11 protein-coding genes are annotated in these 13797 nt (G+C 52.7%); 10 read left to right on the forward strand and 1 reads right to left on the reverse strand.

The annotated features are described in order from the left end of the window. Window positions 1–177: 177 nt before the first annotated feature. Together Q4E64_RS05295 and Q4E64_RS05300 are read left to right on the forward strand one after the other, a co-directional pair. A complete protein-coding gene (locus Q4E64_RS05295; RefSeq protein WP_303166713.1) occupies window positions 178–3435 on the forward strand; it encodes an ESPR-type extended signal peptide-containing protein in 3258 nt (1085 codons plus the stop codon). Window positions 3436–3491: 56 nt separating this feature from the next. After that, entirely contained in the window at window positions 3492–4286 is a 795-nt protein-coding gene (locus Q4E64_RS05300) for a hypothetical protein (RefSeq protein ID WP_303166714.1), read from the forward strand. A 94-nt stretch (window positions 4287–4380) separates the two neighbouring features. Here the strand turns inward: Q4E64_RS05300 and nadE are convergent, their stop codons facing one another. After that, window positions 4381–6303, reverse strand: coding sequence for an NAD(+) synthase (gene nadE / locus Q4E64_RS05305; protein WP_303166715.1), 1923 nt, complete (start codon window positions 6301–6303; stop codon window positions 4381–4383). A 108-nt stretch (window positions 6304–6411) separates the two neighbouring features. On the opposite strand from nadE, the gene ybaK reads away from it, so the two are divergent. From ybaK to Q4E64_RS05345, 8 genes are all read left to right on the forward strand, one after another. Beyond that, window positions 6412–6897, forward strand: coding sequence for a Cys-tRNA(Pro) deacylase (gene ybaK / locus Q4E64_RS05310; protein WP_303166716.1), 486 nt, complete (start codon window positions 6412–6414; stop codon window positions 6895–6897). Window positions 6898–7034: 137 nt separating this feature from the next. Then, entirely contained in the window at window positions 7035–8525 is a 1491-nt protein-coding gene (gene thrC, locus Q4E64_RS05315) for a threonine synthase (protein ID WP_303166717.1), read from the forward strand. Window positions 8526–8712: 187 nt separating this feature from the next. Continuing rightward, entirely contained in the window at window positions 8713–9477 is a 765-nt protein-coding gene (gene larB, locus Q4E64_RS05320; RefSeq protein ID WP_303166718.1) for a nickel pincer cofactor biosynthesis protein LarB, read from the forward strand. After that, on the forward strand, window positions 9470–10303 hold the full coding sequence (larE, locus tag Q4E64_RS05325; RefSeq protein WP_303166719.1) for an ATP-dependent sacrificial sulfur transferase LarE: 834 nt from the start codon (window positions 9470–9472) through the stop codon (window positions 10301–10303). The genes larB and larE overlap by 8 nt, the downstream gene beginning before the upstream one ends. Before the next feature lie 34 nt (window positions 10304–10337). Next, window positions 10338–11294 (forward strand): LarC family nickel insertion protein, encoded by a 957-nt coding sequence (locus Q4E64_RS05330; protein ID WP_303166720.1) that lies wholly within the window; start codon window positions 10338–10340, stop codon window positions 11292–11294. A gap of 38 nt (window positions 11295–11332) precedes the next feature. Continuing rightward, on the forward strand, window positions 11333–11734 hold the full coding sequence (gene larC / locus Q4E64_RS05335; protein ID WP_368501520.1) for a nickel insertion protein: 402 nt from the start codon (window positions 11333–11335) through the stop codon (window positions 11732–11734). 92 nt (window positions 11735–11826) lie between these two features. Further along, window positions 11827–13374, forward strand: coding sequence for a hypothetical protein (locus Q4E64_RS05340; protein WP_303166721.1), 1548 nt, complete (start codon window positions 11827–11829; stop codon window positions 13372–13374). A gap of 15 nt (window positions 13375–13389) precedes the next feature. Beyond that, window positions 13390–13779, forward strand: a complete 390-nt coding sequence (locus Q4E64_RS05345; protein ID WP_303166722.1) for a hypothetical protein — start codon at window positions 13390–13392, stop codon at window positions 13777–13779. Window positions 13780–13797: the final 18 nt, after the last annotated feature.

Below are 13797 nucleotides of genomic sequence, written 5' to 3' on the forward strand. Positions count from 1 at the left end.
TTCTAAATAAAAAAACCACCTCTATGCAGAACGTATAGCGCCGCAAGCCCTAAAAAGTAAATATTCGCAGAACGTAAAAGGCTTGCGGGGGGGGTACATATGTGCTATAATAATGGAGAGAAGCTATTTTGGTTTAAATATGGACTACGGTCGGTATTTTAGATTGGAGGGCGTATTATGAATAAGATTTTTAAAGTAATTTGGAGTAAAGCGCGAGGGTGCTATGTAGTAGCGTCCGAATTCGCTAAGAGCCATACCAAAAGCGGCAGGGCGGTCAAGGCCGTAGCCGTGGCGGCAGCGGCGCTGACCCTAGGGATGAACGGGCTGGCGTTGGCGGCGGGTACTATTGGAGATTTGCCTAAAGGCGATGGGCAAGGTATAGCTATTGGCGAAGGTAGCCATGCTGAGCATGATAGTGGGGAAAAGGAGGACAACGTAGCAGGGCATGGCAAAGATATTGCTATAGGAAGCAATGCTCAAGCTTTAGGCGAAGCGTGGACAGATGATGGAATAACATATGAAGGCAATAGCATCGCCATAGGTTCCGAAGCGTTGGCTCAAAAATACAGCAGCGTAGCTATAGGAAGTGGAACAAAAAGCATGGGCGTGTATAGCACGGCGTTAGGTTTCGATTCGCAGGCGCTTGGAAATAGAAGCGTAGCTATGGGCGTTGCTAGTTTCGCTATAGGCGACCATTCCATAGCTTTTGGCGAAAATGCAGCTACAGCCGATGTTCAATACAACGCTGATGGTAGTATAAAAGTGGACGAAAACGGAAATCCTGAATACAATACTGCTGGCTTTAAAGCTGTCGCTATTGGTGAAAACTCCGCCGCATATGGAGATAGCAGTATAGCAATTGGCGACGGAACCAAAAGCACGAACGAGAGGGGTACGGCGTTAGGCAGTAATTCGCGAGCGCTTGGAAGCAGAAGCGTGGTTATGGGCGTTTCAAGTTATGCTATAGGCGATCGTTCTATAGCTATTGGTGAAAATGCGGCAACAGCCGAAGTTAGCTACAACCCAGATGGCAGTATTGAAGTGGATGAAAATGGGAATCCTAAATATAATACAGATAAGAAAGGTTTTAAAGCTGTCGCTATTGGCGAAGCTGCTGTAGCATATGGCACTAGTAGCATAGCGATGGGCGACGGTGCCAAAGCGTATGCTCAATATAGTACTGCTTCCGGCATTCAGGCGAGAGCTTCAGGAAATAATAGCACGGCGATAGGCCATTATTCTATAGCTAACTCAACAAACGATACGGCTGTGGGCAGTAATGCGGAAGCGCTAGGTTCCTATGGTACTGCTGTGGGTAAAAGCGCACATGCAGTATGTAATAACAGTACTGCGGTTGGAGTTTCAGCGAGGGCCGCCAGCGGTTATAGCGTAGCTATAGGCGATACCAGCGTCGCTGCTGGAGATAATTCTTTAGCTTTAGGCTCAAATGCAAGCACAGGCACAGTTGTGCGTGGTGATGATGATAAAATCATAATTGATCAGCATAATGGAAAGGTTACAGTTAATACTTATGCTAAAAACGCGGTAACTATCGGGGCTTATTCTTCGGCCGAAAAGGATAATAGTACAGCTATAGGCTATAAGGCAATGGCAAAGGGCCTATATAGTACAGTCGCAGGCGACAATGCAACAGCAGAAGGAGATTATAGTTCTGCTTTCGGTAATGAGGCACACTCAATCGGGGCTTATAGCATAGCTGTGGGTTCTAAATCGACAGCAAACGATAAGTCGAGCGTAGCTTTAGGTTATCAAGCTGACGCTATTGGAGAAGACAATGTAGCTTTAGGTTCTTACTCTGATAATGCATATTTTGATACCGAAGGGTACAGGGGCTACAGCAATACCACCGTATATAAGGATGGGAATGTCGCTGTTTTTGGTACGTCCGACGGTAGTTTAACTAAATTGAGTTTGAAAGTAGGCGACTTTGCCGGGTGGGGCAGTCAAGTCTATGGTACGGTCAGTGTGGGTTATACTGATGATAAAGGCGGCATTCATACCCGTACCATCACCAACGTCGCCGCAGGTATGATTGCTGAGGGTAGCACGGACGCTATCAACGGTAGCCAGCTATACGCGGTGGCCAAAGGGTTGCAGGATCAAATTGATAAAGCCAATAACGACGACCATTACCATACGGTCAATGGAGAAAAACCAAAAACTGACGCCAGCGATAGTACAACCGGTGATGCTAGTGGTAATGCAAGTTCTGGAAATAACAGTAACAATAATAATGCAGGAAGTACGGTAACTGCTGGCGGCGCTACAAATACAGGCGTAGCTGATGCTGGGTCTGACGAAAGCACCGATACTTCTAAGGGGCATGAGCCTACGGGTGATGTTCCCGAGTTAAATGAAGGTTATATAGGCAACAAGGGTAATTTGTCTATCGAGTATGCTACCGATAAAGATGGCAAGAAATACTACGACATTAGCATGAAGGATAATCTTGACCTTAGCAATACCGGCAGTATTAAGTTTGGCGATACAAATAATACCTATATTGACGGTGATGAAATCAAGATTGGCGATACGCATATCACCGACAAAAGCGTAAAAGTTGGCGATACCTTCAACATCGATAACAGTAAAAAAGAAGTTACCGTCGGCAAAAATGTTAATATCGATATGGGCGATAATATTATTCACAACGTAGCTCCCGGCGTTGCCGATACCGACGCCGTGAACGTGAGCCAGCTGAAAGAACTGAACCAAAATATCGAAAACAACTCCGTACAAATCAACAAGCTCAAAGGCCGCATCGATAAGGTAGGCGCAGGCGCCGCCGCGCTGGCTGCGCTGCACCCGCTGGATTTCGACCCGGACGACAAATTCTACCTGAGCGCGGGCTACGGCCATTACCGCGGCGAAAACGCCGTGGCTGTGGGCGCGTTCTACCAGCCTAACGACGATACGCTGTTCAGCGTGTCCAGCACCGTGGGCAACGACGACGATATGATTAACGCCGGTATTACCTGGCGCTTTGGGCAGCAGAGCCATCAGTCACGCTCCAAGAAGGCGATGGCGAAAGAAATTATCGAGCTGCGTACCGAGGTGGCGGAACTGAAGGCCATGGTCTACAGCCTGACGGGTTACGGCCTGGATTTGGAAAAGAGCAAGCTGTTCCCCGACACGCCGGAAAACCACTGGGCTTACGATTACGTGGCGGTAGTAGCTGGCAACGGTATTCTGGAGGGCTACCCCAACGGCCAGTTCGACGGCAGCAGGCCGATGACGCGCTACGAGATGGCGGCTGTGGTGTACCGCCTGCTGCAAAAGGGCGTGCAGGTGGACAACCGCATGATTCAGGAATTTGCGCCGGAGCTGGCGCGCGTAAGGGTGGACACCTTGACGCATTACAACGACGGCACACCGCATATCCAGCGCGTGCGCGTGATCAAGGGACGCGGCTAAGAGCGGCTTGACAATTACAAAATAGGACGTTGATTGTGGGATTGGAGGTAGCGACGATGAGTAAAATATTAACTACGGCCGCGTTGTGCGGGCTGCTGGCGTTAAGCGTCAGCGGCCTGGCTGCCGCGCCGGAACAGGATAAAGCGGCAGGAGAAAGAGCCAAGGCTACGCAACAAGCGGCAGCAGAACAAACGAAAGACGCGGCGCAGACGCAGGAGCCGGAAGAAATTACGCTGCGCGTGGCGATTACGGGGCACGAATTCGGACGCATTTACAAGGTGACGGACGAGGAGGGCAATGTGCTGCGCGCGGACCTGGGCAAGCACGGCGGGCGTATGCTGAACCGCCACCCGTTTATGCTGACGGCGGAGGTGGACGAGGACGAAAAGGGCGAGGTATTGAAGCTGAAGAAGGTGGAATACGTCGACCCCATGCCGCTGATTGAAAAGCAGCCGGAAAAATTGGGCAAGGAAGTTAAGGAAGAAACGCATAAGCTGGAGGATTACCGCGACCACGCTTACGGGCACGCTTTGAGCAAGAGCCATCAGAAGCGATTTTACCAGTACAATATGGCCAACTTGAGCGAAGCCGATTTGTCGTCGTACAAGAAGGTGGACGTAGCCGCTATCGCTAACGAGGAAGCTGGAACGAAGGTGGCCTTTGTTGGCAGCGCGGTGCGGACAGTGAAGAACGACGAAATCATCCGCTTCTGGGGCGGGCCGGTGAAGGGCGGCCACGTGGAAGTGCTTATGAACGAAGCGTATGTGCCGTTGGGACAGCGCAGCACGGTGTACGGCACGGTGCAGGAGGACGGCAGAGTGTCGTTGGAGCGCCTGGACAGCGTGGAGTAAGTAGTATAATGTAAAAGCAAAACAGCCTGTCGGGCGGCGTACTTTTAAAGTATGCAGCCCGGCAGGCTAACTTTTTATAAGCGGTTTAGTTGCGCTAAATATTGGCGATGATCTTGTTATTTTTTTGCGCCAGCAGCTCGTCTTTCAGCGCGTAATATTCGCGCGAAAAATACGGCGTCAGTTGCGCTTCCCGGTGGTCGTAGCCGAAAGCGCGCTTGGTGAGCGACAAAATCGGCGGCGCCTGAATGCGTTTGGCCACGGCAAAGCCGGCGAACAAGCGCCACCAGCGTTCAAGGTCGTCGATTAACGCTTGCGCGTTGGGACAGGCCTGTTGCAGCGCTGCTTCTTCGCAGCCCAACTCCTGCGCCAGGACGCCGTTTTTGTACCAGCGCAGAATGTCGGCGGGAGTTGTCTTGTGCCAGTTTTCGATAAAGGCGCGCAGCAGATAATCATGGTAGGGGTAGACCAGCGGGTCGCCGCCGCAGCCGACGGTTTGGCTGGCGGATAGCTCGGCGCTGGGACGAATGGTAAAAATTTCCCCGGGAATAATCTCGCGCTGGAAAATTTCTTCGTTTAAGTAACGGCCAAGGGCGTAAACCTGGCGCTTCCATAAATCGCCTAAGATGGCTAACGCTCCGGCAATATCGCCGTAGAAGGTGGCGTAGCCCACGGCCAGCTCGGCCTTGTTGGAATTACAGCTGAACGCGCCGCCGAAGGCTGCCGCTGCTGCGGCAATCAATCGTGCGCCGCGGTCGCGGGCCTGGATATTTTCCTGTACCAGACTGCTGAGCTGCAGATTAAATTGGCTGCCGCTGCCTAAATTTACGATGGGCGTGTCCTGTAATTGGGCGAAAGTCAGCCGGCAGCTTTCCGTAATGGGCAGCACGGCGTAATTAGCTCCCAGCGCTTTGGCTAAACGGTAGGCCAGGTCGCGGGTGGCCGCTGAATTGTAGCGCGACGGCAGATTGAGCAGCAGCAAATTTTCCGGGCCGAGGATGTCGGCGTACATGGCTGCGGCTACGGCGCTGTCGATGCCGCCGGAAAGACCGATGGTCATTTTGCGGATGCCGCATTGCTGCAAAAATTTACCTGCGCCGTATTTCAGCGCCAAATAAACGGACTGAGGCTCCTGGGGAAGCGATGCGACCGGGCTGGGGAAGGATAACATGTTGCTTTCCGTGTCCCAGGCCAGCTCCAGCAGCGTGTCCGCGTACATGGGCGCGGAGGCAATGAGCGAGCCGTCGCCGTTGTAGGCGGAGGTGCAGCCGTCGTAGGTAAAAATATTTTTGCCGTTGTTTTGAATGCCAACATTATTGCAGTAAATCAGCGGGATGCCGGACTGCTGCGCCTGCTGGCCGAAAAGGCGGTTGCGCTTGCGGTTTTTGCCCAAGGTGTAGGGCGAGCAGGAAAGGTTGCACAGCAGCTGCGCGCCGTTGGCCGCTAGGGTTTGGGGTACGTTGAGACTGTAATTTTCCGTCCAACCGTCCTCGCACAGCATGAGGCCGATGCGCAACTTTTCGCCGCGGATACTTACTTCCAGCGGCTGCAAAGCGTCCCGCACGTTGATATTTTCTTCCGCGCACAGCTTATGCAGTCCGTAAAAATAGCGGCAGTCGTCAAATTCGCGGTAGTTGGGCAGGGAAGTTTTGATAATATAGCCGCGGCCTAAATATCCGGTAAGTGGTTGGCCGTTGCAGCAGGCAAAGGCGGCGTTGTATTTGCGCACGCGGCCGTCCTCGTTCAGCCTGCCTGGTTCTGCGGCCACGCTGCCGAACATGACGCAGAGGCCGCTGCTGGCGGCGATGATTTTTTGCGCGTAATATTCGCAATCGTCCAGAAAGCTCTGCTGCTCCCACAGGTCGCCGATGAGATAGCCGGGCAGGCACATTTCCGGCAGCAGTAGAATATCTGCCCGGCGCGCCCGCGCTTCGTCCATAACGCCAAGAATTTTTTTGTAGTTCAGGTCGGGACGGCCGGGGATGATTTCCAGCTGTCCGCAGATAATTTTAATTTTCAATGTGGAATCCCTTTCGCATTTCCCTTTGTAAAATTTGCATTTTACTGTTATCTAGTGCTATTATAGCAGAGATAAAATAATTTCTCTAGCGTAGAGGGGGCTTTTATTATGAAACATAACAAAAAAACTAATGCGGCCCGCAAATTGGACGAGCTGAAAATAGAATACCGTCTGGTGGAATATCCGGTGGACGAAGAGCACTTGGACGCCGTGCATGTGGCGCAGGAGGTGGGTATGCCTGCGGCGCAGGTTTTTAAAACGCTGTGTGTGCGCGGCGATAAAAACGGCGTTATGTTTGCCGTCATTCCCGGCGACGGCGAGCTGGATTTGAAGGCTTTGGCCAAGGCCAGCGGCAATAAACGGGCCGAGCTGGTGCATTTGAAGGAGGTCTTGCCGCTGACCGGTTATATTCGCGGCGGCTGCTCGCCTTTGGGCGCTAAGAAAAACTATCCCGTATATTTGGACGCCAGCTGCAATCAATGGCCGGAAATCGCTATCAGCGCCGGACAGCGCGGTATGCAGATTGTAGCGGCTCCCGCCGATTTGCAGCGCGCTACCAACGCCGTGGTCACGCCGCTGATTTTTGCGCAATAGCGCTTGTTCCCACTTAAAAAATATGATATGATTAAAAATGATACGCCTAGCTATCAACAGATAAAAGAAAAAGCTTGAAAGAAGCGGCAGTCGGGCCTGCGTCCGGCGGACCGCGCAAAGAAGGCAGGTTTTGTATTATGTTATATGTAAGTACACGAGGGAAAACGGATATAGTATCTTCGGCGCACGCGATTACCCGCGGGTTGGCCGACGACGGCGGGCTTTTTGTGCCCCAAAGCATTCCGGCTATGCGCATGACGGATATTAAAGCCATGAGCGGCAAGCCGTACACGGAACGCGCCGTGGATGTGCTGCTGCAATATCTTACGGATTTCAGCGAGGACGAGCTGCGCCAGTGCGTCAACGCCGCCTACGCGCCGGAAAAATTTGGCGCAGACCCGGCGCCGCTGGTACAGGTCAACGAAAACACCGGCGTTCTGGAGCTGTGGCACGGGCCGACGTCGGCCTTTAAGGATATGGCTCTGCAGCTTTTGCCACATCTTTTAACGCGCTCCATGCGCAAGACCGGCGAAACGAATAAAGTAGTTATTTTGGTCGCTACTTCGGGCGATACCGGCAAGGCGGCCCTAGAGGGCTTTGCCGACGTGGAGGGTACGCAGATCATCGTCTTTTATCCTAAAGACGGCGTCAGCGATATGCAAAAGCGGCAGATGATTACCCAGGCCGGTAAAAACGTCAAGGTTTTCGGCATCGAGGGCAATTTTGACGACGCTCAGCGGGGCGTGAAGGAAATTTTTGGCAATACGGCGCTGGCCGCAGCTTTAGGAACCAAGGGCTACAGCTTTTCTTCCGCCAATTCCATTAACTGGGGCCGTTTGGTGCCGCAGATAGTTTACTATTTCAGCGCTTATGTGGACGCAGTAAAGTCTGGTAAAATCGAAGCCGGCGACGGCATCAATTTTGTAGTGCCCACGGGCAATTTCGGCAATATTTTAGCAGGCTATTACGCTAAGCTGATGGGTCTGCCCATCGAGCGTTTGCTGTGCGCTTCCAACAGTAATAATGTGTTGACGGATTTTATCAACACTGGCACCTACGATAAGCGCCGCGAATTTTATAAAACGATTTCGCCGTCCATGGATATTTTGGTATCCAGCAATCTGGAGCGGTTGCTGTATAACGTGACCGACTGCGATTCCGCAAGAGTGGCGGAGTATATGAAGCAGCTGAACACCGAAGGAGTTTACAAGGTGGACAGCGACGATTTGAAGCGCATCCAGAGCGAATTTTTCGGCGCGTGGGTGGACGAGCTGGAAACTAAGGAGGCTATCGGTCGCATTTACAGCGATTACCATTATCTTATGGATACGCATACGGCGGTGGCCTGGCGGGCTTTGGAAAAATACCGCTTCCTGACCAGCGACGAAACCTATACTGTAGTACTGTCCACGGCCAGTCCTTATAAATTTGCCGACAGCGTGCTGGACGCTTTGGGCGACGGACAGCTGGCAGGAAGCGACGCTTTTGCCGAGCTGCACGAGCTGAACGAAAAAACCGGCGTGGAAATTCCGCCGCGTATGCTGGCCCTGCAGGAGCTGCCCGTGCTGCATAAGGAGATTGTGGCTGCGGATAAGATGGAGCTGGCGGTAATGACTAATTTGTTATAAGAAAAATAAAATAGGGTAGCTCCCTCAAAGAGGAAGCAACAGTAAAACTCTCAATTGAATTATATTGCCCCCTCTTTGAGGGGGCTGTCATCGAAGATGACTGAGGGAGTAAGAATAATAAATAAGCAAATTACAGGGACTTAGTTCGCGCCGCGGACTAAGTCCTTGCTGCAGAAGGAGGAATATAGTGGACTCTAGGAGAGTGCTTGAACAGGTGCGGGACGGCTCCCTCTCCATCGCCGAGGCGGAGCGCTACTTCAACCGCAAGGCATACGAGGATATGGGCTATGCCAAGCTGGATACTTATCGGGAAATTCGCTCCGGCTTTCCCGAGGTGGTTTATTGCAGCAATAAGCCGGACGCTTTTTTGCAGTCTATTTATCAACGCCTGGCGGAGCAGTACGGCGAGGTGTTCGGCACGCGGGCGACGCAGGCTCAGTACGAGCTGGTGCGGCAGGTGTTGCCGGAAGCGGTTTACGACCCGGTGGCACGGACGCTGAAGCTGGAGCGCGCCGATAAAAAGCGCGAGGGCTTGTTGGCGGTCTGTACGGCCGGTACTGCCGATATACCCGTGGCGGAGGAGGCGGCGCAGACGGCGGAATTTTTCGGCTGCCATGTGGAGCGTTTGTACGACGTGGGCGTCAGCGGCATTCATCGTTTGTTGGATAAGCTGCCGGTTTTGCAGCAGGCGAATTGCATCGTTGCCGTGGCCGGCATGGAGGGCGCTTTGGCCAGCGTTATCGGCGGGCTGGTGCGCAACCCGGTTATCGCCGTGCCAACTTCCGTGGGCTATGGCGCCAGCTTTCATGGCGTGGCCGCGCTCTTGACGATGATCAATTCCTGCGCTAACTGCGTGTCCGTGGTCAATATCGACAACGGCTACGGCGCGGGCTATATTGCGACGCAGATTAACCGTCTGGCTGTAGGCGCTGGGAGTGATAAGCATGATTAAGCGCGTTGATGCAACCGGCGCGGAACAGAAATACGCCGCGCTGCTGGATAAATTGCGCCGTTTAGGCCGGGTAATGGTAGCCTTTTCCGGCGGCGTCGATTCGACGCTGCTTTTGTTCGCGGCCCGCGCAGCCTTGAGGAAGAACGCTATGGCCGTTACGGCTCGCTCCGGCGTGGTTCCGGAGCGTGATATGCAGGATGCGGAGGAATTTTGTCGGCGCTATGATATTCCGCACAGCTATTTTGCTTTTGACGAACTGGCAGTGCCTGGCTTTGCCGCTAATCCGCCGGACCGCTGCTATATTTGCAAAAAAACGCTTTTTACGAATTTCCTGCGGTTGGCGGCGGAGCAGCAGGCTGTTTTGTGCGAGGGTTCTAATGTGGACGATTTGGGCGACTACCGTCCGGGACTTAAAGCGTTAAAAGAGCTTAACGTCGTTAGTCCTTTGCGCGACGCGCAGCTTACGAAAGCGGAAATTCGCCTTTTATCGCAAAAATTAGCTTTGCCGACTTGGAACAAGCCTTCCTTCGCTTGTCTGGCTTCGCGTTTCGCTTACGGCGAAAAGATTACGAAGGAAAAGCTGGCGGCGGTGGATAAGGCGGAACAATTTTTGGCGGAGCTGGGCTTTAGTCAGTTCCGCGTGCGCGTGCACGGCAATCTGGCGCGCGTTGAAGTAGCTCCGGCACAGTTGGGACTGGCTGCCAGGGAACCGCTGCGCAGTGAAATTTATCAGAAATTAAAGAGCTGTGGTTTTACGTATGTCGCGCTGGATTTATTAGGCTATCGCACGGGCAGCATGAACGAAACGCTGCCGTCGGTAAAATAACGATTTTACAATGAAATTTAAGGAGGAAAAATTTATGCGGACTTTATATTTGGAATGCAACGCCGGTATCAGCGGCGATATGCTGGTTGCAGCTTTATTGGATTTGGGCGCTGACAAGGAAGCTTTGGGCAAAGCGCTGGACAGCATTAGCGCAAAAGGCTTTACTTATCAGATCAGCCGCGTAAGCAAGGCCGGAGTGGCTTGCTGCGATTTTGACGTGATACTGGACGCCGAGCATGAAAACCACGACCACGATATGGAATTTTTGCACGGCGCAGGCGTGGCGCACACGCATGAACATGAGCACGAGCATGAACATGAACATTGCCACATGCACGAGCATGAGCACGAGCATTGTCATGAGCACATACATGACCATCAGCACGAGCATTGCCATGAACACGAACATGAGCACGCGCACGAACATTGCCATACGCCGCACGAGCATCATCACGCGCACGAGCATCGCGGACTGCCGGAGGTTATGGAAATCATCAACGCTGTGGAAATGAGCGAGCAAGCGCGCGCCGTTGCTTTGAAAATTTTTGATATTATTGCCGACGCCGAGAGCAAGGCCCACGCCGTTGCCAAGGACGAGGTGCATTTCCACGAGGTTGGCGCGATCGATTCCATCGTGGATATAGTCGCTATCGCCGTTTGCCTGGACAGCCTGCATATAGAAGAAGTTATCGTGCCGGAGCTGTGCGAAGGGCGCGGCTGCGTGCGCTGCCAGCACGGCGTGCTGCCCGTTCCCGTGCCTGCAACGGCGAATATTATGCAGCAGTACGGTTTGAACGTGCGCCTGCTGCCCGTGCAGGGCGAATTTGTGACGCCTACGGGCGCGGCGGCAGTTGCGGCCATTAAAACGAGCGACGAACTGCCGGAGCAATTTAAAATTAAAGCCATCGGTTTGGGCGCGGGCAAGCGCGCTTACGACCGCCCCAGCATTTTGCGCGCTATGCTGATTGAAGCAAGTAAAAAAAAACTTTAACTTCTGAAGTCGAAACTATTTGCAAGCTGGAAACTAATGTGGACGATTGCAGCGGCGAAATTTTGGGTTACGCCATGGAGCGGCTTTTGGCGGCGGGCGCGCTGGACGTGCAGTACCTGCCTGCCTTTATGAAGAAAAACCGCCCGGCGTGGCAGCTGCAGGTGCTGTGCCGTCAGGAGGATATCGAAAAACTGGAGCAGATTATTTTCAGCGAAACTACGACTATCGGCATTCGCCGTTGCTTCATGGAGCGCAGCGTGCTGCCGCGCAGGCAGGCGTCGGTACGGACGCCTTACGGCCAGGTGCAGGTGAAGCTGTGCCAAGCACCGCAGGGCGAGCGCCGTTACGTGGAATATGCCGGCGCGGCGCAGCTTGCCAGGGAGCAGGGTGTGCCTCTGGCCGCAGTTTACGAGGCCGCAGTCAGGGCTGACTTGCCGTAAGGTATAATGTTTTTGCTTTTTCTCTGCAGGGAAGTATGCTATAATTATGCTATTGAGAGAATATTTATAGTATGTACAGAGATGGAGAAAGAATGGACAACGTATTTGATTTAGTGGAAGATTTTTACGCGCAGGACCCGGAATGGAACGGCGTCCTGCAGCAGAGCTATGTGGAAAATTTTCTGCGCATGAAGGCCTGGCAGGGCGCCGACGAAGACGAGCTGGTACAGGCTTGGGATTATATAACTATTTTATGTATTTATCTGGGAAATTCGGAAAACTTTCTCGGCGATATGTCCAGAGAAAATTTTATCGACTGCGTGGGCTGGTGCGCTCGCAATGTGTCCGACTTTATGCTGACGGCGGAAAACGTGGGCGCGTTTTTTGATACGGTGATCGAGCTGTACGCTCATTTGAAGAAAAAGCATATTATTACCGGCGACAGTGCGCCTGTCGAGGCCAAGGCCAGGCTGCTTGTTGATGGCAAGGTGCAGATGCTCAGGCCGGACGGACGCTTTTTGCCCCAGTACGACCGCTATAATGTGTATGCTACGCCTGATTTACCGGCCAAGATATTTTTGAATATCGGCGATCGTTTGCAGGATCTGATGGAGTCGGTGCAGACCTTTTTTTCGCATAAGCGTTATGAGCGCGATGTGGAGCGCGCCACCTTTTTGTACAGCGGTATTTTAATGAGCGGCGCGGCGGAGGAAAAGCCCGGCAGCGAGGAATATGCTCAATGCTTCTGGGATTATTTCCTTTTTGATTACCGCATGATCGCCGACGATAAAATTCCCTTACAGCATTTTTACGATAATATTTGCGCCGACAGCTTCAGCGCGCAGGGCCGCGTCAGCCGCGACGTGCTTTTGGAGCTGCTGCAGGCTCGGCTGGTGCTGTTTACGGTGGAGGGAAGAACGGAGGACGGACTTTATAGCTGCTGCAATGTTTTTACCGGCGAGCAGTATATGCTGACGCTGCCCATCAGCGAGAAGGTAGAAACCAAGGATATGGTCTTTTTAGGGCATATTTTTTATAACCAGAGCATGGTGATGAATTTTGTCCGCGGTATGCTGATGCCTAAAAGCGCGTTCAAGCGTTTTAAAAAGGTTATGCAGCAGGCTAGGGATTGGGTGGCAGTACGCTGTAATGACGCGATGAGCTGGGAAGATTTCATCAGGCGCTTTCCTGTTTTTGTGCGCCATTTGTCGCTGTTGTATTCGGCCTATGTGCGCCTGGGCGGCTTTGATTACCGCACGGCTATTACCGCTTATAAACCGCAGCCTGTGCTGCATGACGCGGTTAGCGCCTGCATTGCCAAGATGATGCGGCCCTACGCTTTTTCGGCTTACGATATCAAGCTGGCGCAGACGATGTGGAGCGATTACTTTAAGCTTTCGGGCAAACAGACGGGGCAAATCCGCGTACCGGAAATTTGGGCTGCGGGCGTCATTTATAGTTTTGTGAAATGCAACGGCGTGTATAATTACAACGCCAGCCATATTTCAGATATGTGCTTTGGCGTGCCGGTGAGTACGATACGCCGCACGGCCAAAGAAATTAAAGAAGTAAATTTGCTGGAGAAGCACGACCCGCGGTATATAAATGAAGAGGGATTGCTGCTCATGCTGTTGTCATAAAGAGGGGGAAGGGCTATGAAATGTGACTTTTGCGGACGCGAGGTAGCGCCGGGCACGCTGGAATGTCCTTACTGCCACTATCAATTTAAAATCGACGCCCAGGTGCTTACTCCGGACGAGCGCGATACCTTTGAGGGCGTAACTATCGAGGAGGACGGCAGCGCCAGCGATAATAAAAATGTCGGTCGGGGAGAGGCGCGCAGCGGCGGTTATGAGCGCGGCTATGACCGGCAGAACGTGCCGCCGCGCGTTCAGGTGCATACCTTTGGCTGCGGCAGCGGGCTTTTAATGACGCTGCTGATTTTGGGCGGCATTTTGGCTTTGTTTTTCTTCCTGCTGCCTACGTTTATTGTTTTTGCCGCCATTGGCGCGGTCGTTGTTTTTGTGCTGCGGCTTTTTATGTAAAAATTTTTAAATATAAAA

This window comes from Phascolarctobacterium sp., from assembly GCF_030531065.1.
GTDB lineage: Bacteria > Bacillota > Negativicutes > Acidaminococcales > Acidaminococcaceae > Phascolarctobacterium_A.

What these genes read in the sequence shown, in the direction of transcription:
- Q4E64_RS05340 (WP_303166721.1), top strand. Translation starts at nt 11,827, where the DNA reads ATGGACAACGTATTTGATTTAGTGGAAGATTTTTACGCGCAGGACCCG.
- Q4E64_RS05345 (WP_303166722.1), top strand. Translation starts at nt 13,390, where the DNA reads ATGAAATGTGACTTTTGCGGACGCGAGGTAGCGCCGGGCACGCTGGAA.
- Q4E64_RS05295 (WP_303166713.1), top strand. Translation starts at nt 178, where the DNA reads ATGAATAAGATTTTTAAAGTAATTTGGAGTAAAGCGCGAGGGTGCTAT.
- thrC (WP_303166717.1), top strand. Translation starts at nt 7,035, where the DNA reads ATGTTATATGTAAGTACACGAGGGAAAACGGATATAGTATCTTCGGCG.
- Q4E64_RS05330 (WP_303166720.1), top strand. Translation starts at nt 10,338, where the DNA reads ATGCGGACTTTATATTTGGAATGCAACGCCGGTATCAGCGGCGATATG.
- larE (WP_303166719.1), top strand. Translation starts at nt 9,470, where the DNA reads ATGATTAAGCGCGTTGATGCAACCGGCGCGGAACAGAAATACGCCGCG.
- Q4E64_RS05300 (WP_303166714.1), top strand. Translation starts at nt 3,492, where the DNA reads ATGAGTAAAATATTAACTACGGCCGCGTTGTGCGGGCTGCTGGCGTTA.
- ybaK (WP_303166716.1), top strand. Translation starts at nt 6,412, where the DNA reads ATGAAACATAACAAAAAAACTAATGCGGCCCGCAAATTGGACGAGCTG.